Source organism: Pseudoduganella aquatica (assembly GCF_009857595.1).
GTDB lineage: Bacteria > Pseudomonadota > Gammaproteobacteria > Burkholderiales > Burkholderiaceae_D > Rugamonas > Rugamonas aquatica_A.
This window is the reverse complement of sequence record NZ_WWCU01000017.1, coordinates 84,431-110,577: the sequence shown is the minus strand read 5'-3', so window position 1 is coordinate 110,577 and position 26,147 is coordinate 84,431. Positions and strand designations below refer to the sequence as shown.

Annotated in this window: 26 protein-coding genes; 12 read left to right on the top strand and 14 right to left on the bottom strand. The window is 61.7% G+C overall.

Translation table 11 applies throughout. The features are described from left to right. Positions 1-4: 4 nt before the first annotated feature. From trbK to GTP77_RS16325, 4 genes are all read left to right on the top strand, one after another. Positions 5-229: an entry exclusion lipoprotein TrbK gene (trbK, locus tag GTP77_RS31235; RefSeq protein WP_161073204.1), complete on the top strand. Its 225-nt coding sequence runs from the start codon at positions 5-7 to the stop codon at positions 227-229. A gap of 5 nt (positions 230-234) precedes the next feature. Further along, positions 235-1,791, top strand: a complete 1,557-nt coding sequence (gene trbL, locus GTP77_RS16335; RefSeq protein ID WP_161073203.1) for a P-type conjugative transfer protein TrbL — start codon at positions 235-237, stop codon at positions 1,789-1,791. A gap of 21 nt (positions 1,792-1,812) precedes the next feature. Next, a complete protein-coding gene (locus GTP77_RS16330; RefSeq protein ID WP_161073202.1) occupies positions 1,813-2,373 on the top strand; it encodes a transglycosylase SLT domain-containing protein in 561 nt (186 codons plus the stop codon). 564 nt (positions 2,374-2,937) lie between these two features. Then, positions 2,938-3,282, top strand: a complete 345-nt coding sequence (locus GTP77_RS16325) for a hypothetical protein (RefSeq protein ID WP_161073201.1) — start codon at positions 2,938-2,940, stop codon at positions 3,280-3,282. Here the strand turns inward: GTP77_RS16325 and GTP77_RS16320 are convergent. From GTP77_RS16320 to traJ, 8 genes are all read right to left on the bottom strand, one after another. Beyond that, positions 3,267-4,169, bottom strand: a complete 903-nt coding sequence (locus tag GTP77_RS16320; protein ID WP_161073200.1) for a hypothetical protein — start codon at positions 4,167-4,169, stop codon at positions 3,267-3,269. The two genes, GTP77_RS16325 and GTP77_RS16320, sit on opposite strands and share 16 nt — an antisense overlap. Positions 4,170-4,178: 9 nt before the next feature. After that, positions 4,179-4,535, bottom strand: coding sequence for a hypothetical protein (locus tag GTP77_RS16315; RefSeq protein ID WP_161073199.1), 357 nt, complete (start codon positions 4,533-4,535; stop codon positions 4,179-4,181). A gap of 114 nt (positions 4,536-4,649) precedes the next feature. Continuing rightward, positions 4,650-8,510, bottom strand: a complete 3,861-nt coding sequence (locus tag GTP77_RS16310) for a zincin-like metallopeptidase domain-containing protein (protein WP_443094215.1) — start codon at positions 8,508-8,510, stop codon at positions 4,650-4,652. Continuing rightward, a complete protein-coding gene (locus GTP77_RS16300) occupies positions 8,507-8,731 on the bottom strand; it encodes a conjugal transfer protein TraD (protein ID WP_161073198.1) in 225 nt (74 codons plus the stop codon). The genes GTP77_RS16310 and GTP77_RS16300 overlap by 4 nt, the downstream gene beginning before the upstream one ends. A gap of 4 nt (positions 8,732-8,735) precedes the next feature. Next, positions 8,736-9,296: a conjugative transfer signal peptidase TraF gene (traF, locus tag GTP77_RS16295; RefSeq protein ID WP_161073197.1), complete on the bottom strand. Its 561-nt coding sequence runs from the start codon at positions 9,294-9,296 to the stop codon at positions 8,736-8,738. Continuing rightward, positions 9,293-11,194, bottom strand: coding sequence for a type IV secretory system conjugative DNA transfer family protein (locus GTP77_RS16290; RefSeq protein WP_161073196.1), 1,902 nt, complete (start codon positions 11,192-11,194; stop codon positions 9,293-9,295). The genes traF and GTP77_RS16290 overlap by 4 nt, the downstream gene beginning before the upstream one ends. Next, on the bottom strand, positions 11,191-13,596 hold the full coding sequence (gene traI, locus GTP77_RS16285) for a TraI/MobA(P) family conjugative relaxase (RefSeq protein ID WP_161073195.1): 2,406 nt from the start codon (positions 13,594-13,596) through the stop codon (positions 11,191-11,193). Before traI ends, GTP77_RS16290 begins: the two co-directional genes overlap by 4 nt. A 25-nt stretch (positions 13,597-13,621) precedes the next feature. After that, positions 13,622-14,002 (bottom strand): conjugal transfer transcriptional regulator TraJ, encoded by a 381-nt coding sequence (gene traJ, locus GTP77_RS16280; protein ID WP_161073194.1) that lies wholly within the window; start codon positions 14,000-14,002, stop codon positions 13,622-13,624. Positions 14,003-14,385: 383 nt separating this feature from the next. Here traJ and GTP77_RS16275 point away from each other — a divergent pair, with 383 nt between their 5' ends. The 5 genes from GTP77_RS16275 (at position 14,386) to GTP77_RS16255 (ending at position 17,521) form a co-directional block, all read left to right on the top strand. After that, a complete protein-coding gene (locus tag GTP77_RS16275) occupies positions 14,386-14,742 on the top strand; it encodes a TraK family protein (RefSeq protein WP_161073193.1) in 357 nt (118 codons plus the stop codon). Further along, the gene (locus GTP77_RS16270; protein ID WP_161073192.1) at positions 14,742-15,467 is read left to right on the top strand and encodes a PRK13886 family protein; all 726 of its coding nucleotides are present in this window, start codon (positions 14,742-14,744) and stop codon (positions 15,465-15,467) included. The genes GTP77_RS16275 and GTP77_RS16270 overlap by 1 nt, the downstream gene beginning before the upstream one ends. Further along, complete coding sequence (gene traM, locus GTP77_RS16265) at positions 15,467-15,901, top strand: conjugal transfer transcriptional regulator TraM (RefSeq protein ID WP_161073191.1); 435 nt, start codon at positions 15,467-15,469, stop codon at positions 15,899-15,901. The genes GTP77_RS16270 and traM overlap by 1 nt, the downstream gene beginning before the upstream one ends. A 208-nt stretch (positions 15,902-16,109) precedes the next feature. Next, complete coding sequence (gene yaaA, locus GTP77_RS16260; RefSeq protein WP_161073190.1) at positions 16,110-16,778, top strand: peroxide stress protein YaaA; 669 nt, start codon at positions 16,110-16,112, stop codon at positions 16,776-16,778. Continuing rightward, complete coding sequence (locus tag GTP77_RS16255) at positions 16,775-17,521, top strand: GIY-YIG domain-containing protein (RefSeq protein ID WP_161073189.1); 747 nt, start codon at positions 16,775-16,777, stop codon at positions 17,519-17,521. The genes yaaA and GTP77_RS16255 overlap by 4 nt, the downstream gene beginning before the upstream one ends. 25 nt (positions 17,522-17,546) lie before the next feature. Here GTP77_RS16255 and GTP77_RS16250 read toward each other — a convergent pair whose 3' ends face one another. Beyond that, positions 17,547-17,891, bottom strand: a complete 345-nt coding sequence (locus GTP77_RS16250; RefSeq protein WP_161073188.1) for a KfrB domain-containing protein — start codon at positions 17,889-17,891, stop codon at positions 17,547-17,549. 25 nt (positions 17,892-17,916) lie between these two features. Further along, positions 17,917-18,714, bottom strand: a complete 798-nt coding sequence (locus GTP77_RS16245; RefSeq protein WP_161073187.1) for a DNA-binding protein — start codon at positions 18,712-18,714, stop codon at positions 17,917-17,919. 165 nt (positions 18,715-18,879) lie between these two features. Between GTP77_RS16245 and GTP77_RS16240 the strand changes: the two genes are divergently transcribed. Next, positions 18,880-20,088 (top strand): hypothetical protein, encoded by a 1,209-nt coding sequence (locus GTP77_RS16240; RefSeq protein ID WP_161073186.1) that lies wholly within the window; start codon positions 18,880-18,882, stop codon positions 20,086-20,088. A 54-nt stretch (positions 20,089-20,142) separates the two neighbouring features. Here the strand turns inward: GTP77_RS16240 and GTP77_RS16235 are convergent, their stop codons facing one another. Together GTP77_RS16235 and kleE are read right to left on the bottom strand one after the other, a co-directional pair. Next, on the bottom strand, positions 20,143-21,156 hold the full coding sequence (locus tag GTP77_RS16235) for a ParB/RepB/Spo0J family partition protein (RefSeq protein ID WP_161073185.1): 1,014 nt from the start codon (positions 21,154-21,156) through the stop codon (positions 20,143-20,145). Positions 21,157-21,210: 54 nt separating this feature from the next. Next, positions 21,211-21,531, bottom strand: coding sequence for a KleE stable inheritance protein (gene kleE, locus GTP77_RS16230; protein ID WP_161073184.1), 321 nt, complete (start codon positions 21,529-21,531; stop codon positions 21,211-21,213). A gap of 653 nt (positions 21,532-22,184) precedes the next feature. On the opposite strand from kleE, the gene GTP77_RS16225 reads away from it, so the two are divergent. Next, a complete protein-coding gene (locus tag GTP77_RS16225) occupies positions 22,185-22,745 on the top strand; it encodes a hypothetical protein (protein WP_161073183.1) in 561 nt (186 codons plus the stop codon). Beyond that, the gene (locus GTP77_RS16220; protein ID WP_161073182.1) at positions 22,742-23,014 is read left to right on the top strand and encodes a helix-turn-helix transcriptional regulator; all 273 of its coding nucleotides are present in this window, start codon (positions 22,742-22,744) and stop codon (positions 23,012-23,014) included. The genes GTP77_RS16225 and GTP77_RS16220 overlap by 4 nt, the downstream gene beginning before the upstream one ends. Here GTP77_RS16220 and GTP77_RS16215 read toward each other — a convergent pair. Together GTP77_RS16215 and guaA are read right to left on the bottom strand one after the other, a co-directional pair. After that, positions 23,011-24,219, bottom strand: coding sequence for a tyrosine-type recombinase/integrase (locus GTP77_RS16215; RefSeq protein ID WP_161073181.1), 1,209 nt, complete (start codon positions 24,217-24,219; stop codon positions 23,011-23,013). The two genes, GTP77_RS16220 and GTP77_RS16215, sit on opposite strands and share 4 nt — an antisense overlap. 304 nt (positions 24,220-24,523) lie before the next feature. Further along, complete coding sequence (gene guaA, locus GTP77_RS16210) at positions 24,524-26,134, bottom strand: glutamine-hydrolyzing GMP synthase (RefSeq protein WP_161073180.1); 1,611 nt, start codon at positions 26,132-26,134, stop codon at positions 24,524-24,526. Between the last annotated feature and the right edge of the window lie 13 nt (positions 26,135-26,147).

Here is a 26,147-nt window from a genome sequence, read left to right as displayed (position 1 = left end):
GATCATGCCATCAAGACATCTATTGACAGCAATTTCTATCCTAGCAGCCACGTTGGCGGTGCCGGGCTGCAGCAACCATGAGTCATCGCAGCCACTTCCCGAAGTCAATGCTGCGAACTGCGAGCCTGGAAGAGTGGAGCTGATTCGTGACAAGGAGGCCAGAAATAAGTTCATCGACCTCTGCGCGAGAATGAGCACCTATAAGCCCAGCAAACCGAGGGGATGGTAGCAGCCATGAATAAGCTCCTCACTCGTGTCGCACTGTTGCTTCTTATGCTAATCCCGCTTGCAGCCCACGCGACAATCGAAACAAACGACATTCTGGACAACGTCTACGACGTCTATGCGACCGCAGCGACTGCATGGGCGGTCGTAATCAAAGCGCATGCAACGCGCCTGTTTTGGACGTTGGCTTTGATCAGCATGGTATGGACTTTCGGCATGATGGTTTTACGGAGCGCTGACGTCGCGGAATTTTTCGCCGAGTTCATCAGATTTACGATTTTCACTGGCTTTTATTGGTGGCTGCTCGACAACGGTCCAGCTATCGCTATTGCGATAATTGACTCCATGCGATCAATCGGTGGGAGCGCAAGCGCAGGCACCCATGCCTTTGGCTATCCTCTCCCGTCCCCCAGCAGCATCGTTGACATAGGGTTCTCAATCTTTGCCAAGGTAGTCGCGAACTCATCGTTCTGGTCTCCGTTTACCAGCCTAGTGGGCGTCCTGATTAGCTTGATCATATTGCTTGCACTAGCTCTGATGGCCGTCAATATCCTCATCGTGCTGATCAGCGCGTGGATTCTTGCCTATGCCGGCATCTTTTTCCTTGGCTTCGGGGGATCGCGGTGGACGTCGGACATGGCCATAAGCTACTTCAAAACGGTTCTCGCGGTGGGCGCACAGCTCTTGGTCATGATACTTCTGGTCGGCGTAGGAAAGACATTCATCGACACCTTTTACTTGCGGATGAGTTCGGGTCTAAAACTGACCGAGATGGTTGCCGTCATGGTCGTCGTGGTAGTGATGCTCTCACTGATCAACAAGCTCCCTGGCTTGGTCGCAGGACTGGCTACAGGCGGCGGAGCAGGCGCGCTAGGTAGCGGATACAACGCTGGATCAGCACTAGCTGCCGCTTCGATGGCGGGAGCAGCCATCTCCGCAGTTGGAGCGGCTATTGGCGGTGCCGCAGCGAACGTCGCAGGCGGGGCGCAAGCGTTAATGGCAGCGGTGGCAAAGGGAAGTGCAGCGGAAAGCGACTCCGGCGGATCAGCCAGCGACTTCATGCCTGGTGAGTCGAGTAGTAAATCCCAAGGCGGCGGCACCGGCGAAAGCTCCTTTGCCCAAGCTATGGGTGGCGATTCATCTGGCGGCGCCACAAGTGCGTCAGGAAATGCATCCAGCCAAGGCGAGTCACAGTCTGGCAGTACGTCTTCTGGCCAGAGCGCCGCAGGCGGTACCGGAAGTACTAAAAGTCATGCCAGCACATCGTCACGTGCTACCAGCAGCCCTGGTGCGAAAGCAGCCAGAGTTGCTGCTGGTGCCGCCAGCAGCTTGATCGGTGGCATCGCTCAAATGGCAAAGGAATCGATGAATGATCGTATCGCCAATACGGTCGGCGGTAGGCTCGCGAGTACCATTCGCGCTAGCATCGACGGGGACAAAGCTGACGGCGGTGGGAACTCTCTCTCGGCTGGCAAGCAAGGCGACTTCGATCCGAAAGCGGAAGTTGCCGCGTTCCGCGACCGTGACAAGAAAGATGGCGACGACTCTGAACCGCCAAAAAAGTAGGCACCAAACCAAGGCGAAGCCATGCCCCCCGCCGACTTTCCACCTCAGCTTCACGACAGCGTGTCCTGCAGCATTGCGGCGGCCGCCCGCTACGGCATTCCCGCCAATATCATGCTGGCGGTCGCCGAAAGCGAGGCAGGCTCGCCGGGGCTGTGGGTTAAAAACCGCAACGGCACAAGCGATGTAGGCTCCATGCAGTTCAACACCGCCTATCTGGCCACGCTTGGCAAATACGGAATCACGCCGCAGGCGGTGGCCGCGCCCGGCTGCTATGCCTACGAGTTGGCGGCATGGCGCTTGCGACGGCACATACAAAAAGATCAAGGCGACTTGTGGACCAAAGCTGCGAACTATCATTCGCGCACGCCCATCCATAATGTCCGCTACCGCCAGGCCCTGATAACGAAGTCCGCACGCTGGGCTGAACGGCTGGAGCGCTGCACGGCAGGCTCCTGCGGATACGTGCCCACGCAACGGCTGACTTCATTCGCGACACCAGGCCATTCGGCGCAACTGCCGCAACAAACCGTGGCGCGGCCCGGCTACGTGCCTCGCGCTATCGTCGCTATCCCTGCACGCTGACGTCATGACAGGCATACTCAAAATCCATTCGCGTGCCGCTGAGGCGGGCCGCCTCGGGCACAGCTGGATAGAGTATTGTCCCATCGATGGCAAGCCGGTCACATTCGGAACATGGGGCAACAATCCCACCGGCCAAGGCAACGGCCTGCTGGAGAACGCAGAGGCTGAGTTCCAGCCACATGCCACACGTAGCCGCATCGTCGACCTTCAACAAGAGCGACGGCTATTCGAATTCATTCAGGATTACAGAGGGCGAGGCGAGCAAGCATGGACACTGCTGAGGCCATGCTCCACCTTCGCAGCCGAGGCATGGGAATACGTTACCGGCGAAACCTTGGCACATCAGACCGCGCTAGTTAGCAATCCTGGGCGGCTCGTGCGGTCAATTGCCGAGGCAAACATCCTGGATAGGCCTGCCAGATCCGCGCCCAAAAGCGCGCCGGAGACGAAGCAGAAAAACCGACCTACCGGGGCCTCCAACAAGTCGAGCAAACCGGACTCTCCGCGAAAACGGCATCCGCGCCGCCACTAGAGAACTATACTAAAAGCGAAAGGAGAATCGTCATGAGCCATATTCGTTTTGCCGAATCCGCCGATGTTCACTTCCACAATATCGCCGAAGTGAACCTGAACGGAACGCGTCTCTTGTGGATCAAGGGCCTGATCATGCATAGCTCGGTTGTCGCCGATCACATTGACCTGCATCATGAAAAGCATGCCGTACACATACTCGTATCAATGGCGCTGGCCGTCCGTCCCGGCAAGAGTGGACTCTTTGAACTCTACATCCCGATCCCCGACCAGATCAGCCAAGTGACTTTTGGGAAGGAACGGGCTGTATTGTGGGCCTCCGAACAGAATAATCAGGATCAGCCTGCAAGGCAGTTCGCCAATCAGAATTTCGGATAGCTGATCTCGTCCACAATGCAGCAGATCAGCCGGTGGTCGAGCACGCGAAACAGAGCAGCATCGGCCCCGTCCTGATCGTCAAGGAAGAACACGAAGGCCTTCTTCTGCTTCTGGCCAGCCTCGAACGCCTGCTTGGCTTCCTCGCGGGCCGCTTCGATCTCCTTGCGCACAGCGTTCTTCCTGGCGTCGCTCCAGCCAGCCCATTCGATGCGCACCCGGTGCCCGACGAGCAACTTTCCGCCTTCGCGCTGACCGGCATCCAATCCGATTTCCATGTAGGCGTCGCCCTCAACCGGTTTCGCCCAGCGCAGCGCCGCGTAAAAGATCCTTGGCTCGGGATAGCGCAGCATGTCATCCCACTTCAGCTTCTTGAACGCGGCATAGTACTTGTCGGCTTCAACGCCAGGCAAGCTCAGTCCCAGGTCGCGATCGTAAGGGAAATTGATGAAGGTCCGGCATATCTGGCGAATGGTCCCGACCGTGCGATTGCGCGGCATGCCCGGCGCGCTGTGCGAAGGCGGTACCGGCGCATCGCGCCGTCCTTCGCGCGAGGCATCGGTTGCCCTGTCCGCTATTTCGCGACGATCATTCAGCACCAGCCTGGAAGGATATGGGACCGGAAATCCATCGTGCGAGGTTGTTACCCGCTGCTGGCGGCCACGCTGAACCAGACGCTGCTCGCCATCCACATCGCATCCGGGACGGTGCGCACCGGCGCTTCCCACGGTGAAGTACGGCCGAACCAGATTCGTTGGCCTGTAGGATGCCGGGAGCACCTTTACGCCGCAGCCCCGGCACGCGTAACTCTCCCTGTCCACCTGGTCGAGCAGCCAGAGCTGCTCGGCCTCGACAACCTCGCCTGTGACGCTGTCCAGCGCTGACTCCATGCTCCCCCCTCAAGACAGCTTTCCGCTGTGGTGCAAGTACAGATAGGCCAGGCCCACGGGCGCAATGAAGATCGCGAGGAACCAGCACATCAGCATCGTCATGAATTTGAAGCCGATAAGCAAGAGCGCAGGCAGGATAAACAAGTTCTTCCCGACAATGAAATCGACTACTCCCTCGTAAGCGAACCGGGAGTACGGATAGAGGAAGGTGGTTGCAAACGCCCACAGCCAGCCGCTGAATGGCGTTGCACCGCCTTTAACCGTCGCAAGCAGGTAGATGCCCAAGAAGATGCAGCCGAAGAACAACTGGCGGCCGTAGTAGCTGGGGGTTAGGCCCCCGAAGGTTTTCTGGATAACGGGATGCATGACATTTCTCCTCTCAGTGAGTACTACACCAGCGCAACCCACGCGCCGGTCGCCAGCATGAACGACGGACGCGTGGGCACAGATTTCTTCCGCCTACGTCACCGGCCGACCGGCCTACCCCATTTTGATCGCGTGGCGCTGCCCCAGCGCCTGTCGCTGCTCATGGGCGAGGCGTTCCATCGCTGCCTGGTGCTTCTCGACGGCATCGGCGACGACCGGCCGGACCTGCCGGTCCACGCCATCCATTCCTAGCTTGCTTTTATGGGCAAGGTCGTTGAAGTCGGTGTAGCCCTTGGGGTCCTGCCCCACTTCCCCAGGCGCGAAAATCGGCAGCACCACGCGGCCATTGGTGATGCGCGCCGCTTCCTGCGCCTTCTTCTTGCCCGGATTGATGCCTTGCGTGGCTTCAAGGTGCTGGTCGTTGTCCCCAGCGATCACGACGGGCTTGTCGGGAAACTTCTTGTGCAGCGCCATGGCCACGTCCGGCAAATTGCCTGAGTCGAAGGCCGCGACCGTGGCGTGGCCAAGCGAGCGCGCCAGGCTGCTGGCAGTGGCGTAGCCCTCGGCGATCACCAGCGCCGGTGCTTTGGCCAGAGCTTCCAGCCCGCCGACCGCGTGGAAGCATCCGGCTTTGCGGCTGTCCTTGGCGAACCTTTTGGTGCCGTCCTCCTGTATGTATTGGGTCGTCCACTGCTTGCCGTCGGCGTCCGTGGCGGGTATATATGTCGTCTTCCCATCCTTGTCCGTGAGTGCGCCGGGCATAGGATCGAGCCCCTTTGTCTGCATGTAGGGCGTCGGCTTTGCGATGGGCGTCAGGTCCGCCATCTGCCGTGACACCCGGTCGGCAGCCTGCTCGTGCTGGCGCGCCTGCTCCTCGCCGCGCACCTGCAGCTTGGTCGCGGCCTGCGCGCGCAGCTTGGCCTTCTGTTCCGGATCGAGAGCGTAGCCCTTCGACTTCCAGTTCATCTCAACGCCAGTCTTGTTGTTCTTAACGTAGCCAGCGGGATGTCCGTCCAGGTGGCCGACGTAAAAACCAGCGCCGCTGTTTTCGCTGTGCTTTTCTCCTGCGACGCTGATCCGGTGCTTCTGCCCATCCATGATCGGATGCTCACCCGCCACCACGCAGCCCACGGCCCGCAATGCGTCTGCGAACTCGTCGCGCGGCGTCATGGCGGGATTCTGCTCGACGGCGTGGTTGTCGACTTTCCACCGTGCGAGCGCTTCCGCATCCGCGTCCGGCCCCGCATACCAGGACTTGGCCGTTTTGTCCCATTCCGCGCCCGCCGCCTTTGCAGCTATGCGCTCGCCGTAGGGCACAGCGAGGTAGACGCGGCTCGCTACGACGTCATCGGCTTGCGCCACAGTCTCGGGCGTTCGGCCGATATGCTGCGCACCATCGGCCTCCCTACCGCCTTGACGGGCAAATTTTTCGAAGGGCGCCGGGTCCACGCCGGACGGTACATACCACGCCTGCTCGCGGCGGTCCCACTTTGCGCCGAGTGCCTTAACCTCGTCCTTGTCCTGATAGGCTACATCAAGATAGGTCAGCGCTCCAGCTTGCGTCTGCGGGCTTTGCGCCACCGTGTCCGGCAGCGCCGCCCGGGCCCTCTCCTGTTCCGCTATGCGGCGCAGCAAGTCGGCATCGTTCTGGGTGGCGTTGAATTCGGCGTCCTTGCGGGCCTCGCGCGCGGCGGAAATATCTTCCGCCGTACTCTGTGGATCAAGCCGCACGGCCTCCTCTCGGATGCGGGCCAGCTTCGCCGCCTTCTCGAACGCGTTTTCCTCCGAGTGCGCGTCGATCAGTTCCAAGCGGCTGGCAAGCCGGTTGGCATCCTGCTGCGATGGCGCATCGGTGAGCCATTGTTCCCTGCCATCCGCACGTGCGGCAAAGATGCTCCAAGGTACGGCCCCCGATTCTGACGCGCTGCGGCCATCCATGCCGGCAGGTTCCAGGCTCTCCTGCACCCGGACACGTCCATTCCAGTCAAGCGGCAGTTCAAACCCGAATTCGCGCATTGCGGCGGCATCGAGTGCACCACCATTGCCGCTGTCGCCAAGGCGTGCGCGCACCACTGCGGCTTCCCCTTCAGTCAACTGCATCGCCTCGCTGTCATTTGCCGCAGGCCGGCGCGCAGCCTCCTCCGCAGGCGTCCGCCGCATGGTTCCGGCTTTCATACTCACCTCCATCTGGCTTTGTTCACCCATCACGACACCTTCCACCTCGGCCAGTATCGATTCCGAAGGACGCCGCACTCCTGCAGTGGCCGCAGCCAGCGTCTGCGCGACGTAGGCGGGAACTATCCCCTCCAGCATGCCGGACACTCGAGGCATAAGGCCCTGAACCCTTTGCTCGTCGCCTAGCAGCTTGCGTAGCTCGGGCGGCGCCTCCCGGGCGTGCTCCTCCACCTTCTCGGGGAACAAGTTGTGGTTCGCCGCGATGAAATCCGCCAGCATCTGGGCCTCTTCACCCTCGCGGCCGGGGGCAGCAGGCAGCGCGGCGCGCGAACGGTTGGCGCGTTCCGCCCGCTCGTGAGCGTCTCCGCGTCCAAGGGTCGATGCGATGATGGCCTGCGTCTCGTCGATATAGGCCTGGTTCAGGTTATGCAGCAGCTGGTCGACCTGCTTGTCGAGCGCCTTCATCCTCACATCGTCGGCAAGCAGCGCTTTCAATGCCGGCGGTGCCGCTTCGGTGTTGGCCGCAACCTTTTCCGGCAGCAGATTCATGTTGGCTGCGATGAAATCGGCAACCATCTGCGCGTCGTCCAGGTCGGAATCCGGCACCGCCGGGTAGGCAGCGCGCACGGACTGCGCCGTCACCGATGCAAGCCCTGCGTCGTCCCTTCCCAGCGTGGAGGCGATCACCGCCTTGGTTTCCTCGATATAGGAACGGTTGATGCCCTGCAGGAGCGCGTTGACGCGCGCGTCCAATGCCTTCATCTTTACCTCGTCGGCCAGGATCGCCTTTAGTTGGGGATCGGCGTCCAGCGTGTTCTGGACCACCTTGCCAGGCAAAAGACTTTGGTTGGCGGCGACGAATTCGGCCACCTTTTGCGCAGCGGCTTGTTCCTGCATCTGCTTCTGTTCGAGTCCAATCACGTAGTCCTGGATCTTCTCGGCGTCGGCGGCCGCGCGGAATATCTCCAGCGGATCGTCCTGTATGGCCTTGATCCACGAACCGACATAGGCAGCGTGCTGTTTCGGGTCGTGCCCGATGCCCAGCTCGTCGCCCATGATCATGCTCGCTATCTCGGCGCGCAACTCCTCGCGCGCGTAGCCTTCGCTGCCGAACGGGTGCGCCATGTCCCGGTCGAGCCGCGATTGGTGGCCCGTCCAGTGACCCAGTTCGTGGAGCGCGGTCGCATAGTACCGGTCAGCGCTGTCGAACTGCCCCTTGTTCGGCAAATGGATCGTGTCCGTGGCCGGACGGTAGAAAGCGCGATCCTGTTCGCCGTGCCTGACGTTGGCGCCGGTCGCTTGCAGGATTCCTTCGGCGCGCTCGCTGGCGGCCCACGCCTGCTCCTTGCGCGGCTGCTGAGGCGGCAAGCCGTCTATCTGCTCCGCGTTGAACACGGTCGCCATGAACAGCGCGGGGCGCTCCAGCCTCACGGTGTGCTTGACGGCCTTCCCGTCCGCATCCAGCATCGGTTTGTCGTTCGCGTCAGTCTGCGTTTGCTCCTCGCTGAACTTCCAGTACTGGATCGGCGTGCCCTTCTCGCCCTTGCGCACCTGCGCGCCGATGGATGCGGCCTGCTTGTAGGTCATCCAGCGCTGGTCCTCGTGGTCCTGGCTCATTAGATGCAGGGCGTTGATGCCCTTGTAGCGGTTGCCCGTCACCGGATTGGTCGGCATCGCCGCGCCCGCCTCGCCGGGCTGCCAGGGCTTCTGCCAAGGCGCCACGCCTTCCTTCAGTTGATCTATCAGCCGTTCCGCCACCGTTTCCACGAATGACTTGCTCATTTCGCTCATGATTTTCACTCCTTCGCTGCGCTCATTTCCGGCGGCGGCAGGTCGATGTCGCTTGCCTCTGCCTCCGCTTCTCCCAATGCTGATTCCTCGAACGCGCCCGCTAGCTCGGCCTCGTCGGGCGCGAACTCGGCCCAGAAACCGGGCGTCTGAGCGTCCGCCAGTTTTTCGTTCAGCACCGCCGCCGTCACCGGGTCGGCATTGCCCGCCGCCTTTTTGCTGGATTCGTCCATGCCCCTACCTCTCTGGTTTTGATGGTTTTCCCCAAGTGAAAACCGGGGTGACAACGTCCTTCACCTGGCCGCGCTGCACCGGGCCGAAGTAGCGTGCGTCGAACGAGCGCGGGTTGCTGTCGCCCATCAGCAGAAGCTGGTGTTTGCTCAGCACATACCTATCCGCCTGAAAGCGCGGCATGGTCCGGCCGCCTGCATCCGCTTGCAGCGGTGCGCTCATGTCCAGCAAGCGGCCGTTGATTCGCACGCCGTCGTTGCCAATCTCCACCTGGTCGTCCGTCACGCCGGCCACCTGCTTCATGATGTAACCGTAGCCACCGGGGCAAAAGCCCGCGCCAAGATAGCCCCGGCGCTTCGCCTGATCGAAGACTTCCACCGGCGGCGGGCAGAACATCACATACGCGCCCTTCTCCACCGGTTCGCTCACACGCCAGTACAGGCCGACCGGAATGCTCAACGTCGTGTTGACGCGGGCGCCCAGCAGATACAGGAAGACACCCTGGACCAGCAGCGCCAGCGCACAGATGGCGATGCCGATGCCGACTTTTCTCGCCAGCCCTTTCATAATTTGATCCCTTCCGTGTCGTACATGCCGCGCAGTTTGTCGCTCACTTCCGGCGCGGGGACGGCGGCGCGCGCCTTGAAGATGGGGTCCTGGAAGTACAAGGGCTGCTTCCCGTAGATCGCCGGATAGCCCGCCACGTAGATCACCATGTCGCCCGCCTGCTTGATGTCGCCGCTGGCGTCCTTGACCGGGCCCGGCATGCGCAGACATTCGTCCGGCGTCAGCAAGGGACGCTGGGTTTCCTGTATGGTGCGAGACACCTGGCCAAGTAAAGCGCTCGTGCGGCGCCCGCTGGTGGTGATCTGCTCCTTCGCCACGGTGGTCTGCCCGGTGAGCTTGGACAGGTGTTCCGCCGTCTCCACGCGGTTCGGCGGATAGGCGTTCTGGATATGGCAACTGGAGGTGATGCTCTCGTCGTGCCCGTAGCCCGTCTCGCGGCTCTTCAGCTGGTTGATGTCCTGGCAGATCAGATAGCATTTGATGCCGTAGCCCGCCAGGAAGCCGAGCGACTCCTGCATGATGTCGAGCCGGCCAAGGCTGGGGAATTCGTCCAGCATGGCCAGCAGGCGGTGCTTGTAGTGCGCCACCGAGCGCCCCTCCTGGAACGTCATCCGGTCGGCCAGCTGGCGCACGATCATGTTGACCATCACTCTGACCAGTGGGCGCAGCCGCGCCTTGTCGTTGGGCTGCGTGACGATATACAGACTTACCGGGCTGTCGTGGTTCATCAGGTCCTTGATGTGGAATTCGGACTTGCTCACGTTGCGCGCCACGATGGGGTCGCGGTACAGGGCCAAGTATGACTTGGCGGTGGACAGCACCGATCCGGCCTCCTCCTCCGGCCGGTCCAGCATGTCGCGCGCCGCCGAACCGATGGCCGGATGGCTTTTTCCGTCCACATGCGGATAGGTGATCATTTCCATCCAGAGTTCACCGATGGCCCGATTCGGATCGGACAGCATCGCGTCCACCGCAGGTAACGTTGCGGGCGTGCCTTCGGCGCGCGCCTTGTACAAAGCGTGCAGGATAACTCCGACGATGAGCGCCTGGCTGGTTTTCTGCCAGTGCGTTTCCAGCCCTTTGCCGTCCGGGTCGACGATCAGCGTTGCGAGGTTCTGCACGTCGCCCACTTCGTTCTCGGTGCCGACGCGGATTTCGTCCAGCGGATTCCAGCACACGCTGCCGCTCGCCGTGGCGGGCTCGAAGCGCAGTACCTTGTTGCGCGCGTGCTTCTGGCGCCAGCCCGCCGTCAACGCCCACAACTCCCCCTTCAGGTCGGTGATGACGGCGCTGCGACTCCACGACAGCAACGTGGGAACCACTAGGCCGACACCTTTTCCTGAGCGAGTGGGCGCATAGGTGAGAACGTGTTCAGGGCCATCGTGGCGCAGGTACTGCGTGCGCCCCTTGCGGTCTATCCACGCACCGACATAGACGCCGCCATGGCTGGGCGGCAGCTTGCCGGTCAGCCGCTGCAACATGGTCTGTGTTTTCGGCAGCAGCCCGGCCGCGCGGATATCCTTTCCGTTGGCCCAGCGCGCCGAGCCGTGCAAGTACTCGTTGGCCTTGGCGGTGTTCGCCAGCACCATTTTGACGACGACCAGCACAATCAGCCCCACGCCGGCGACGCAGATGCCGACGCTGCCCGCGCGCATGAAGGCGTCCGGGTAGGTGCCGTACCATCTTGCCGCCCACTTGAAAATGTCCCATGGGGCGTAGACCTGGTTGACGTGGTGGCCCAGCACCGGCTGGTACTTGAAGCTGTGCGCGAAAAATTGGGTCGCGCTTTGTAGTCCGGCGGCGAGCACCAGCAGTGCCAGGATCGGTATGGCCAGGTTCGCGTGCTTGGTTGGCAGCCGCACCTGCGGCCCGACGGCGTTGTTGAAGCGGTCTTTCATCGGCTCCTCCCTTTTGTCCTGATGACGCCGTTGCCTGCGACCGTCACCGTGTCGCCGCGCGCCAGCCGCTTGAGCCGCCGCGCCGTGGCGTCGTCAATCGGAACGACCACGATCTCGCCCCCGCGTTTGAGCAGGGCGAGCACTTGGTCGTCCACTGTCCGCAGCCCTGCGAAAGCGGCCTGGCCTTGAAATCCATCATAGGCAAGGTGTTTCGGTATATCGAAAAAAGTGAGCCTTCTTTGCTCCCGCTCAAACACAAACTTCGTGGAGGCTGAAATTGCTGAGATTTCGTGCTGCGAAACAGGTGGAGGCGTGGTGCTGGACACCGGCGCGCGAGCCGCAATCGCGCCGCCCTGGGGATCGCTCCACCGCGCCGCGCGGGAATCGGCTGCGCCACCAGCATCTTGCAGACCGCGCAGCCGATTGCGTCCCGCTGGCGGTGGCTTGCGTCCCGTGCGATGGCGTGCCGCCTTCGCCTGCCGACGCGCGGCGCTTGCCGTTTGCGCTTTGGGGGGGCCGTCATTCTCCGCTAATCGTCCTGTCCCAGAAACAGGCCGTCGCACGCGGTGATCTGCTGCGGGTCCTTGCTGCTCCATGTGACCAGGTACATCACCCGGCAGTAACACCTCACTTCCACCGGGGATGCGAACCATACCGAGTTGGGACAGCCTTCGCAGACGGTCTTGGGATTCGGGCGGCGGTTTCTTTCCAATGCCGCCAACGTTCGGCTTTCTGCCGTAGGCTGCGCCGCGTGTGGTGTTGCCGGCGGGTCGGCTTCCTCCACTTGTCTGAATGCCGCTGTCAGCAGGTCTTCCCTGCCGGGGGTGCTGTCGGTTTTCATCGTTTGCCTCCTTGGTGGTTGACGCTTGAATGAGTTCGAGCCGGCGCGCCTCCAAAGCCACGTCGTCGAACGTGACGGAGAGCCTCGCGCTAACGGCCGCGCGCGCGATTCGCTCCCGGAATTCGGCCGTGCCGTCCACGCGCAGGCAAGTGCCATAGCGCTCCGCCGCGAGACGCAACGCCGCCTGCAGGCCCGCCTGCTCGAACCCGCGCGTGACGGCAAGCTTGCTGCCGTCGTCGCGCAATACTGTGGTCCCGGCGCAGATGATGATCGTGCCGTGCTTGGTAACGCCGTCGATACCGTCCGCGCGTGGCGATTTGTTGCGGCGCCGTCCCGTCAGCGTGTTCCCGGAGAGTCCACCCGCCCCCTCGCGCGAGCGCAATGCGGACAGGGCTTCGTCGTTTCCCCGCTTGGCCTCCGAATGAAGCCAGTCCGCCCAAGTCCCGCGCTGGTGTTTCTGGTAGATGCGCTCGCGCTCCTTGAAATACTCCTGATTGATCTGCTTGATTTCGGACAGCAGCGTTCTGCCAACCGCAGCGAACAGGAAGCGCTTGCTGAATCGGTCGCAGGACAGCAGCTTGATTGCCGAGCGTTTGAACTTGGCTTTGTACTTGGCGGCGGCAACCAGGCGGTTCTTGCGCTCGCGTGCTGCCGCCCACTCCTCGGCACGCGTGCTGCCTTGTCGATCCTGTTCTCTCAGTTCCTTGTATCGTTTGTAAAGCTCCGTCGTATCGGCGCCGAAGCGGAACGGTTTGCTTTCGTACCGCTTGGCCGGCTCGAAGCCGCCAGCTTCCCCGCCAGGCTGGAACGGCCCGAACCGCTCTTCCAGCCGAGCCTTGGAAAATTGCCTGTCCAGCGAACTGGCTTTGACAGTGGTGCCGTCTTCGGCCGTGATGACCAAGCCGTTACCGCGCGCGTGCAACCGCAGTCCATTGGCTGACATGATCTCGTGCAGCGCGTCCCAACTGGTGGCGACGCGCATCTCGTCCCAGCATTCGCGCTTGATCCAGCCCAGCAGGCTTTCCACGCCCGCGTGCCGTTCCATGTCGTCCGCCAGGTTGTCCGCGCGGTGCTTGCGCGCCGTGTGGTTGTCGCGCTGCAGGCCGAACTCCTGTTCCAGCTTCTGGCAGACCTTGCCAAGGGTGAGGTGGTCGTTGTAGGGGCTATGTATCGTGTGCCGCGTCGGATGGATCTTGTTGATGGCGATGTGGACGTGCAGGTTGTCGGTATCGTGGTGGACCACGCTGATGCGCTGGTGCTCCGCGTAGCCGAGGGCAGCGCAGACGCGGGCTTCCAAGCCGTGCAGGGTCGCGTCGTCCGGTTGCTCGCCGGCGCGGAAGCTCAGCATCAAATGATAGGTCTTGTCGCCGGTGGCGCGCTGGTTCAGGGACTGGGTGTTGAGGATCTCGATGGTGGCCACGCCCGGATCCATCGACTGGCAGTTCGTCACGCGCACGTCGCCCACGCGCTCGTTCTTGTTCTGCGGCCCAAGCAGATATTGCATCAGACCTGCGTAGTCGCTCTGTTTCAGCGCGCGCATGGACATGTGCTTGGCGATCATGGCCGCCCCTATTCCGCTTTAGCCGCTAAAGATGCTTGCGCCCGGCAACGGGAAGGACCACTTCGCGCATGATCCGCTGCATCTCTCGTTGCGAGTCTTCGATCTTGGACAGCACGGCAAGTATCGTTGTCTCGCCGAATTTGACCGTGCGAGGATCGTCGGTGAGCCACAGCTTGAGCAAGCCTCCCAAACGGCCGAGGTCGCCGTTGATGCGCGCCAGTTCCTCCACTCGCTGGTGGTCGAGGATGCCGTGCAGCCGGTAGCCCAGGCCGACGCTGCGCAGGTAGGCCGCGACGGGCAGGCCCGCTGTAGTTGCCAGCCTGCGGATCTCCAATGCCTCCTCCGGCATGACGGGCACGCGCAGTTGGTGCGACTTCCTTGTTGGCGGTTTGCTGTTCGGGTCCATGGCGTCCACTCCTCTGGTTCGCGCATTTGGCGGCGGCAGCCGCCTGGCCTCGCAGAGCAGGTTCCCGTTGAGCGCCGCAGGCGCGAATAAGGGAAGTGAAGATAGGTAACCGGCCCGCCGGTTAGCTAACTTCACATATCCTGCCCGCGTTCGCGGGGCTATTACGCCACGAAATTGTGCGCCCGGACTTTCGATTTAACCTTTGCGAAATGTCAAATTGAACGCAACTGGAAGGGCCAATATAACGAAATGCGGAAAGTGGCGAGGCAATCGCGATTAGTGGCGATTCGGTTGCGTTTAGTGGCACGCGGTGGCGCTCAGTGGCGAGAAAATCGCACTGCAGTTGCGTTTCTGTGGCGTTCAAATATCGGCAAGAGATCAGCATGGGCAAGAACTATCCGGATCAGCTGGGCGACTGGGTCAGGCAGCGCGCCGCGACAACGCGCGACAAGAATCTTGTCGCCTTCCTGGCCGTGCGCGACGACGTGCGCGCCGCACTCGATGCCGGATACGCGGCCAAGACCGTGTGGTCCAACCTGCGTGAGTCGAAGCGCATCGCCGTCAGCTACACGGCATTCCTACGCTACGTGCGGAAATTCCTCAACCAATCTGATGACGCCGCGAGTTCACAACCAGCTCCGTCGACCAAAACTGCGGCGGTATCAGAACACAATGACCGGCCAGCAAAACCGGCCGGCTTCGTCTTCAATCCGAAACCCAAGAAAGAGGAGTTACTGTGATGGCCAGAATCCACATAACACTGCAAGGGAAAGGCGGCGTTGGAAAATCCGTCGTCGCTACAGTCGTCGCCCAATACCTCGCCAGCAAGGGTACGCGGCCGCTGTGCGTCGACATCGACCCAGTCAACGCCACCTTCCACGGCTATCAGGCGCTGGACGTGCAGCGCTTGCAGATCATGGAAGATGACGAGATCAATTCCAGAAAATTTGATGCCTTGATCGAGCTGCTGGCGTCGCTATCCAGTGCGGCCGTCATCGACAGCGGCGCCAGCTCGTTCGTGCCGCTGTCGCATTACCTGATCAGCAATCAGGTCCCTTCCCTGCTGGCTGAAATGGGACACGAGCTGGTGGTCCACACGGTCATCACCGGCGGCCAGGCGCTGCTCGATACAGTCAGTGGGTTCGCTCACCTCACTAGCCAGTTTCCCAAGGAGACCATCTTCGTCGCCTGGCTTAATCCCTACTGGGGCCCAATCGAGCACGAGGGGAAAGGCTTCGAGCACATGAAAGCGTATATCGCGAACAGAGACCGTGTTTCCGCCATCGCGCGCATTCCGCAGCTGAAGGACGAGACCTACGGCCGCGACCTTGGCGACATGCTGCAGGCAAGATTGACCTTCGATGAAGCACTTGCTTTGAGCTCGCTCACCATCATGACGCGGCAAAGGCTCAAAATCATCAAGGGCCTATTGTTCAACCAACTCGACCACACGGCGGTGATCTGATGTCCGACCAAATCGAAGAACTGATCCGGGAAATCGCCTCGAAGCACGGCATCGCCGTGGCGCGTGACGATCCCATTCTCGTCCTGCAGACCATCAACAACCGGCTGCTCCAGGACAGCGCCGCCGCCCAGCAAGCGCAGCTCGACCAATTCAAGGAAGAACTGGAGGCGGTCTCGCTGCGCTGGAAGGCCGATGCGAAGGATAAGGCCGAACGCGTTGTCAATGCGGCCCTGGCTGCCAGCAAGAGCGCGATGGATCAGATCCTTCGCGATGGCGCGCACGCCACAACTTCGCTACTAAAATCGGAGTTGGAACGCGCGTTTTCCTCCATGGCTAGCCACGCCCACGAGGCGCGGCGCACCGCCCTGCTCAACCTAGCAGCGTCCTGCATGACAATATTTGCCGTCGTCATCTCGGTCTGGCTTCTAAAGTAGCAAACTCAGCTTTATAGAGGTCCTGGCTCAGGAATGCCTACGACGCATGTGGCGGTTCAGGGCAGAGCGGCCGAGATGCTAGAATCTATTGGGAAGCGCGCTCCCGCGTTTTGCCCATGAAAATGCCGAGGAATATATGCTTGAAGAGTTTGATCGCTCCACATTGCTAATAGTCCCATGCTGCGCGGCCAAATCCGCTGGTGGCCGAATGAATGTGGCAGAGCTTGATCCGCTCAGAGATCTATCAACTCCCTCTGCCTATCGCTTGGCATTGAAAGCCAGATCGGAAATTCTTCACTACGTTCGTCGCGCTCCGAAATTCACGGCAGACAAATACCTGAAGAACATTTCAATCACTGATGGCGCGGACTTTGGCTCCGTGGCTGGCGCCGGATTAGCAATGCCAGCGTTGGATCGCTATCAAGGACTGCTGTATAGGGCTAAAGGACTCAAAGCTAGCATTCGCGAGGCAGTGTCGTCTACCGAAGGGCCGCGCGTGCTGATCCTCTCAGCGCTATACGGTCCGCTTCATCCGCTAAGCCCCATCCAGGACTACAACCTCATGATGTCCGACGCGCCTGCCAGACCTTGGTCAACAGCCTTTCCACAATTTCTCGCCGCCTTTGCCGAGCTTAATGACATTCGCCGCGTCGCCCTTTACGTCGGCACTTCGACCGCCTACTTTAAGGTCGCAAGAAAGGCCGCGCTGCCACTTCTTGCCAGCGGCCGCCTGACCAAAGCTGTGCAGTACCATGTCGTCGACGGAAGCACGCGCGAGACCCCGTCTCGCCACGGCGCGTTGTTGGCTGCGCAGTTGGCCGGCGCCGACGTATCGCCGTTCTTTGCTCAGGGTATGACACTGGAGCGCTCACTGTGAGCAGCTCAACCATCGGGCGAGAAACCGCCCGCTTTTACGCTCTCCTCTCTGCACTGGAAGCGTTGCCGTTCCAAGGCACCAGCTTGGCCTCGGTCATCGCGGTCAACTCCCTGCCCAAGCGCGGCGTATACTTTTTCCGCGAGTCAGGCGAAATGGTCGCACCTGGCACGGCCGCGTCGCCTCGTGTCACGCGTATCGGCACCCACGCCGTCAGCGCTGGTTCGAAATCGACGCTGCGCGCTCGGCTTCGGGCTCACTTGGGAGCAAAATCTGGAAGCGGAAACCACAGAGGCTCCATCTTCCGCCTTCACGTCGGTAATGCCTTGCTTCATAGGGACTCCCAGACGCTGACCACATGGGGCGTCGGGTCCGTTGCTCCTAAGGCTCTTAGGGAAAGCGACAGCGCGAAAGCGGCAGAGACCGCGCTCGAACGCCGCGTATCAATGCTGATCGGCGCAATGTCCGTCCTCTGGCTCGACGTTCCGGACGAAGCAGGGCCGGCTAGCGAGCGCTCAATCATCGAGCGCGGCGCCATCGCGCTATTGTCGAATAATTTGAATCCGCTTAACGCGCCAAGCGCCGCCTGGCTGGGGGGACACAGCGTTCGCCAAGAGATCCGCGAGAGCGGATTGTGGAACTTGCGTCACGTCGCGGAGCGGGCCAATCTTGCATTCCTCGATGCTATGGAACGCGCCGTCGAGCGCACACTAGCTGACAGTGGAAAGTCTATACCTATTACGTAAAGCCAATGGCCGACGAAGGCGCTCGTCAGCGCTTAACGCCCTTGCTCTGCTTAATCGCAGCCTCGCTGGCGAAGGCACGGTCCGCGTCATACCGAACCGCGATATTGGCGCCCACGGACGGACTTTTCGGAAAGTCGTGTGAGGAATGCCGCACGCAGGTTTGGCCAACTTGCTGATAGACATGCTCATGATCCGTGTGTAGCACGACACCATCGTAGGTCTTATCCTTGCTGGCTGCAACCGCCCCGCTGATGTTGTAAATGCCAGGCGGGATCTGGCCGGCCTTGCCGACTTTCGTCGTCACCCATTCGTTGTCGTATTCGCTTTGGACGAGGCGCTGTCCGTTCATCACCAGTATGCGCTGCTTCATCAGCCGCCTCTCCGCTTTGGGACCGTCATGGGCCTTCCTTCACATTGTAGCGGGCATCACCCGGGATCACAGGCACCGCTGCGGCGGACACGATCTGCATCAATTCCAGCTGTTGCTGTCGGGAGACGTCCAGCTCCCCGCGCAGCACCGCTTCTGCCTGCCGCGCGTCGGCCCGCACGGCTGCCAGCTCCAAAGCATGGGCTCGCATCGCCTCGCGGCCGCCGGCGTGGGCTGCGGCCAGCTCTTGGTGGGCATGATCGAGTTCGCGGCGCAGCTCACTGGCGCGTCGCTCCACTTCTTCCATTCGCGCAGCGTCGCGACGCGCATCTGACTCTGAGGCGGCCAGACGCGCGCGCAGGCGGTCAATCTCGCCCTGCAACGCCTTGCCGGTAGCGGCCGCGCTTTCGGCTTGGTCTGCGGCGGCACGCATCCCGCTGCGTAGGCCCTCAAGCTCTGCCGCCTGCGCTTCGAAGGCATCGGCCATTTCCTTGTTCAGCGTTTCAAGCTGATTACGCTCGGCGTTCCAAGCGGCCTGTGCAGCGCCAAGCGATTCGCCGGCAACGGCCTGCGCAACTTGCCATACTTGCGCCACCAGCGTCGCCTGTACCTCGGTGATTGCCGCCGGCACCTGCACCGCTGCGGGGACGGCGCGCGCCATCTGGTTGCGCCGCCACTCCCGCATGCCGCTGTTGGCATCGTTCATGTTCACGCGCGCCGCCTTCCGGACCGCATCGACGGTGGGATACGTGGCGCGTCCGTTTTGCTCGAACAGCTCATCCGCCGCCGCGCTGATGCGCTCCATGGTGTCGCTGGCAGGTCTCATGATCGCCGCTCCGGTGGAAGTCATAATAAGAATAATACGACTACTATTCTTATCGACCTTGAGGCAGATCAAACGTACGGGCAATTCCTATGATCGCCGGAAACCTGGGGCCACCCGCCTGGCAGGAATAGTATTATTCTTATTCTTATTACTCATTTGGCTCGCATGTCCTCTCCGCAATGGCAATTCGCCGCCCGCTTCCGCCGCAACGCCTTCGGCTGGAAATCCGATACCCCCATCCTGCGGCTGAAGGAAGCCCTGGCCGAAATCAAGTCGGCCGCACGGGCCGATCCGCTTCTCGCTGCCGACGGGGCGGTAATTCTATTGGAAAAGCTCTCGCCAGCGATCAGCCAGGTGGACAGCTCGTCCGGTGCCATAGGTTCGGCGGTGTCCCGCGCCATCGAGACGCTGGTGCCGCTGATCGCCGCAGCCGCCAGTACAAGCTTGGTCAGGCATCGCTGGCTGCAGCGCCTATGGGCTGCTGTCGAGGACGATGATGTCCCTTACCTGGAGTCTTTGACGGAGTTCTGGGGCGAGCTGTGCGGTTCGCCGGAAACGGCTTCGGAGTGGGCGGACATCATGCTGCCCCCGGTTCAAGCGGCCTGGCAGCCCGGAGCGCCCCGTACGAGATATCTGAAGGAGACCACCGCCTGCCTGGCCTGCCTGTACGCCGCGCGCAGGCACGACGAATTGCTGGCGCTACTGGAACGGGCACCGTTCAAATGGTGGCACGATCACCGCTGGGGCGCCAAAGCGCTGCTGGCGCAAGGAAAAGTAGCGGACGCGATTGTCTACGCCGAAGCATCCAAAGGCCTCAACGCGCCGATGGGCGCCATCGCCAGCTTCTGTGAAAGTGCGCTGCTCAATGCCGGCCAGGTGGACGAGGCGTATGCCCGCTATGCCATAGCTGCCGCCCAGGGCGGCACCAATCTCGCGGTATTCAGGTCGGTCCGCAAGAAGTATCCGGGCGTGCCGGCCGACACCATTCTGCGCGATCTGGCCGCCAGCCAGCCAGGCCAGCAAGGAAAGTGGTTCGCCGCCGCCAAGGACGCAGGGCAGTACGGGCTCGCCATCGAATTTGCACGCCGCAGCCCGGCCGATCCGCGCACGCTGGCGCGCGCGGCGCGCGATTTCGCCGAACGCCAGCCTGAATTCGCATTGGATGCGGCCATGGAAGCGCTCAAGGCTATCGCGCAGGGCTACGGCTACGACATTACTGCGGCCGACGTACTGGAGGCGCATGCGGCGGCCGTGCGTGCTGCCGCCGTGCTCCAGCTTCCAGCGGACGCGGTGGGCGAGCGGCTGGAGGCCTTGCTTGCCCATCCCGGCATTAACGGCGCCTTCATCCTGTCGGTGCTGGGACGGGTCCGGTAGCGCATTGCGCGGCGCATCGGCGGTACCGGATCGCGCCCGGAAAAGTCCATGGGATTAGCCTTCGATCAGCGCCACCAACTGGACATCGGCCAAATCGACTTCGGCCAGTTCGCAATCGTCGTCATAGCGCAGCCATGCCTTGCCCACGGCGGTGGGACGGCGCCGTATCAGCAAGCGCCCCTCCCTGCCATCATGCCGCACCGCCAGCACCGGGTTCACCCAGGATGTCGGCTTGTCGTTGTGCGTGTCACCATTCCCGTGCTTCGGCGCACCAGCGATGACCACCTCCGGACTGGGGCCGCTAGGCGCCTCGGCGCCTTTTCGCAAGCTGCTCTTCTGTTCAACGAAAGCGCGCAACATGCGCACCGACCGCCGGGTCACTTCCTGCGTCTCGTCCGACAGCCAGGCCGCGACATCGGCCGGCGCCTTGCGATGCACGAACACCAGTTCGTTGACCAGCGTGACGTCCCGCACGCGGCCGCCGCTGAAAGCCGCTGCGACGGCTTCGGGCAGATCCAGCAACGCCGCGTGCTGCGTCACGAAGGCGGCCGACTTGCTGATCTGCCGCGCGATTTCCCCCTTCCTCAATCCCTTCGCCATTTCGCGGCCGATGTAGTCCGCGATCTCGCGCGCGGTCAGTTCGTTGCGGTGCAGGTTCTCCACCACCTGGTCGGCCAGATTGTAGTTGGCGTCGATGAAACCGGGGATGGTGGCCATTCCCGCCAGGCGTGACGCGCGGTAGCGGCGCGCGCCGTGGTTGATCAGGTAGCGCCCTGGCGCGGCCGGGTTGGGACGCACAGAAATGGGCGTTTTCACGCCACGCAACTTGATCGCGGCGGCGAGCTCGGTCAGGCTCTTCGGGGAAAAACCGGGGTTGTCCCTCGTGCGGGGCTGCGCCGGATCCTCGTCGATCAGATCCAGAGGCAAGGCAAGCGGACCGCCCCGCGCCGCCTCGGCCGCCAGCAATTGCACTTTGCCTGCCACGCCATCACCTTTGTTCACTTGATCCGCCGGCGCCAAGCGCTGTAACGTGTCCGATTCGGATCGCTCTTTGAAAACGGTATTCATTCAACCAAACCCATCATGCTTGAGTCCTCGAGTTTTACGGCGGGTCCGCCTGGCTCAGCGGCGCGGCAACGGCGGCACGTACAGCACCAGATAGGTCAAGGCGCCGATTAGCAGGATATGCATCAACGCGGCAAAACCGGTCAGCCCGCCAATGAAGGCAAACCGCAGCAACTGGATGAACAGGTCCAGGCCGACGAACCAGCGCAGCACCGGCCAGGTGCAAGCGATGAAGGCGATAAACAGGCGGTAGAGCGCTTGGGTGATCGGGTTTTCCCACAGCTCCCGCCACGGGTGTGCCATGCCCCCCAACGGAGACTGGGAGGTCCGCCCGCCTTGCGCGCGGGGCATTTTGGGAAACTGAAAAATTCGAGCCATGGTCGCCGCTCCTTTGCGCGCGCATCGCGCTCACGCCATCGTCACACCACTACAGCAGCGCGTATTGATCCAGATCAAACGAACCCACCGTTCAACGCCGCCTTTAGCAGCTAAAGCGCAACCGACGCGCGAGCAAGTACCAATCGGAAAACCTAGTTGACAAACATTTGATCAATTCGATATGAACGACGTGTCGTGCTTTCAAACTTCACCGCAGTCGCCTAAAACTGAAAGTGGAAATTCGGAATATCGGTTGTTCACACCGCTGTAAGCGAAAGGGAGGGCATCGTGAGCGCGCAAATGCTGCAGGTTTTGACGCCAGGTCAGCTTCACAACAGGCAGGGGGCGACAAATGAACAGCGCTGAACCGCCAATGGCCAGCGTGCGGTCCGGCACGGATGACGGCGCACAATACCCCGACTGGGAGAACACGGTCTGGATCGGCGAGTGGCAGTCCAGTGACTACGGTGAGTGCGAAACGCGGCCCCGTGTCGTCCAATCGACAAGAGGGTTCCATACGGGCTTGGAAATCTCCTACGGCGGAGGCGACTGCACTCCGAATTGCCACTATGAAGCCTTCCCCACACAAGAGCAAGCAATTGCCAAGGCCCTCAGCAGAGAGGCCCGATGGCACCGAGAAGCGTATGCGCAGAATGACACAAACGCTCCCCACAAAGACCGCACGCAAAGAAAAGATATTTGCGACAAGACTGGCAGAAGTCGCTAACAGCGCCTTCATGACGTTCAGCGAACTTCGACTGGACGCGGTCAGCCGCGCCGAGAAGACTGGAGGGTTATTTGGAATCGGGGTCAACACCAGTGACAAGGAGGATATCGTGAGCGAACAAATGCTGCATCTAAGGAGCCCGGGGCGTTGGGACGACACCGGCGCAATTGTAGGAGACCGCCTCGCACTGCTGGCGCTCAGGCGAGCGGTGGACATGGCCCTCTCAACCGGCGGGGGAGGAGCCTTCCTGTTCAGTTCGGACGGAGAGGGTTACGCACTAGCCGTAGCGCTCGAGGAAAACATGTGGAACGTGCAGACCGCTTATGCCGATGAAGTCGCACCGGTGCGTTCACTGCGTGAGGTTGTGCCGCTATACGCAGTCGCGAATTTCGCTGCTGCCTTGCGCGTAGCCATACACGAGCGCGACCGATTCGCATCGTGCGGGGCCAAGGATTGCCATCACGCGATTGTGGAGGTGCCAAAATGAATCGCCATGATCCGTCGAATGCACGAACACTATCCGACAGCGAATTGAAGACGCCGGGGAAGGTGCTTATCAAACGCAAGCACCTGCTGCAGAAGGTGCCGTTGTGCGAAAGAACCATACTGGATATGGAAAAGCGCGGCGAGTTTCCGCGACGCTTTGCCATCACCTCCCGCATGGTTGCATGGGATCTGGATGAAGTCGAGGCATGGATCAATCTCCGACGCACCGCCGCCGCGCAAGCACCGTCCCCCGGCGGCAAGCGGAGCTAGGCATCGTGCTGATAACCAGGACGAGTCCAGGTCTCCACCATGTCCGCCCAATCCTGCAGCATCGCGCGCCGCTGCTCCGCGTATTCGGCCTTGTTGTACACGGCGCGTACCCCCTTCTGTTCGTGGGCAAGGCACTTCTCGATCCAGTCCGTGTTGTACCCCGCCTCATGCAGCATGGTCGATGCAGTCCGGCGCAAATCGTGTGGCGTGAAGTTCGCCAGGCTCTCGCCGCCTTTCTCTGCTTCATCCAGGAGCGACATCGTGATCCTGTTCAACGTGGCGTGCGACATCGGTATGTCGGGATCGTAGCGCGACGGCAGTACGAAGGGCGAGGTGCCTGCACATGTCTTGAGCGCCACAAACATATCCAGCGCCTGCCGCGACAAGTAGACGTTGTGGGGATTGCGCCGCTTCATGCGCTTGGCCGGGATGGTCCACAGCGCCTGTGAGAAATTGACCTCCTCCCATTTGGCGTCCGTCAGTTCCGATTTCCGCACCAGGGTCAGCAACAGGAGCTTGCAGGCGATGCGCAGCGTGGGCGAGCACGTCACATGGTCCAGGTACTTGTAGAACAAGCCGATCTCGCCGCTGCTCAAGGCGCGGTCGCGCGGCTGGAACACCGCGATGGACGACGGCGGCACCAGGTCGGCCGGATTCTGGTGCCGGTCGCCGCGCTGCTCCGCATGCCGGAATACCAGCATCACGACTTCGCGCGCGTGCACGGCCGTGGCTGGCGCTCCCCGCTCCACAATGCGGTCGCACAGCGAACGCAGATCGTGGTCGGTGATCTCGCGCAGCAGCAGCTTGCCAAACGGCCCTTTCAAGTCGCGCTCGTACACCGAGCGCCGCATGTCGCGTGTGGACTCCGCCATACGGTACTTCTCCAGCCAGCGCTCGGCCCATGTGCCGAACGTCCCCTCCCCCGCCAGCTTGTTGCGCGCCTGCGCTTTCAGCCTGGCCGGGGATTTTCCCTCGGCCACCGCCTTGCGCGCAGCATCGAGCTTGCTGCGCGCTTCTGCCAGCGTCAGGCCATCCGCGCCATAGCGCCCCAGTACCAGCGTCTCCTGCCGTCCGTTGATCCGGTAGTTGTAGCGGAAGGAGACCACGCCGCTTGGCAGCACTGCCACGTACAGCCCATCGCGGTCGGGCACCTTGTACATCTTCTCCGCCGGCTTCAAATTTCTTAGTTTGGTGTCGGTGAGCATGGCACCTCCAGTACCAGCATTCCAATCGTCAGAAATGAAAGTCAATTTTCTCAATAAAATCAATCATTTAGCATCAAAAATACCAACAAAAAGACCAACAAACAGGCCAAAACCGTGATGTTGGTATTGCCACCGTCAATCATGAGCCTCCCAGCTCTTACCATCTTGAGTGCCATCAAACAAATATGCTTGACGTTGCCAACTCCTGCCGAATTTCGCCAGACAGTTGAAAAAAAAGCCCCTGAAATCAGGGGCTTAGTCTCTGCGGGATGCCGGCAGCTGCGTTACGCTGCCTGATCAATAATCATTCCCACTCGATCGTCGCTGGCGGCTTGCCGGAAATATCGTAGACGACACGGTTGAGTCCGCGTACTTCATTGATGATGCGGTTGGACACCTTGCCCAGCAGCGAATGCGGCAGGTGCGCCCAGTGCGCGGTCATGAAGTCTTGCGTCTGCACGGCGCGCAGCGCCACCACGTATTCGTAGGTGCGGCCGTCGCCCATCACGCCCACCGACTTCACCGGCAGGAACACGGCAAACGCCTGCGACGTCGCCTCGTACCAGTTCTTCGGCAGCTCTTCCGTGTTCACAGCCTGGCCGGCCACGAACTCGTAAGGGGTGTTGCGCAGTTCTTCGATGAAGATGGCGTCCGCCTGGCGCAGCAGGTCGGCGTATTCCTTCTTCACTTCGCCCAGGATGCGCACGCCCAGGCCCGGGCCCGGGAATGGATGGCGGTAGACCATGTCATGCGGCAGGCCCAGCGCCACGCCCAGCTTGCGCACTTCGTCCTTGAACAGTTCGCGCAGCGGCTCGAGCAGCTTGAGCTTCATGGTGTCCGGCAGGCCGCCCACGTTGTGGTGCGACTTGATGGTCTGGCCCTTCTTGCCCTTGCCTGCGGACTCGATCACGTCCGGATAGATGGTGCCTTGCGCCAGCCACTTGGCGTTGACCAGCTTGCCCGATTCGGCCTGGAACACTTCCACGAACTCGCGGCCGATAATCTTGCGCTTCTGCTCGGGATCGGTCACGCCGGCCAGGTGGCCCATGAACTGGTCTTCCGCGTCGATGCGGATGACTTTCACGCCCAGGTTCTTGGCGAACATGTCCATCACCATCTGGCCTTCGTTCAGGCGCAGCAGGCCATGGTCGACGAACACGCAGGTCAGCTGGTCGCCGATGGCGCGGTGGATCAGCGCGGCGGCCACGGACGAGTCAACACCGCCCGACAGGCCCAGGATCACGTCGTCCGTACCCACTTGCGCGCGGATCTTCTCCACCGCTTCCGTGATGTAGTCCGGCATGTTCCAGTCCGACTTGCAGCCGCAGATTTCGTGCACGAAGCGGCCCAGCATGGCCTTGCCCTGCTCGGTGTGCGTCACTTCCGGGTGGAACTGCACGCCGTAGAAATTGCGCTCTTCGTCGGCCATGGCGGCGATCGGGCAGCTAGGCGTGTCGCCCATCAGCTTGAAGCCTGGCGGCATGTCCAGCACCTTGTCGCCGTGGCTCATCCACACTTTCAGCATGCCGTGGCCTTCCGGCGTGACGAAGTCGTTGATGCCGTCCAGCAGCTTGGTGTGGTTGCGGGCGCGCACTTCGGCGTAGCCGAATTCGCGCACCAGGCCGTTCTCGACCTTGCCGCCCAGTTGGGCCGCCATGGTCTGCATGCCGTAGCAGATGCCCAGCACCGGCACGCCCAGCTCGAACACGGCTTGCGGCGCGCGCGGCGAGTCGCCTTCCAGCGTGGAATTGTGGCTGCCGGACAGGATCACGCCGGCGGCGCCGTAGTTGCGCACGAAGTCGTCGCCGATGTCGTAGGGATAGACTTCGGAGAACACGCCGGAGTCGCGCACGCGGCGGGCGATCAGCTGGGTAACCTGGGAACCGAAATCGAGAATGAGGATTTTAGAGTGCATGGATGAGCGCTAG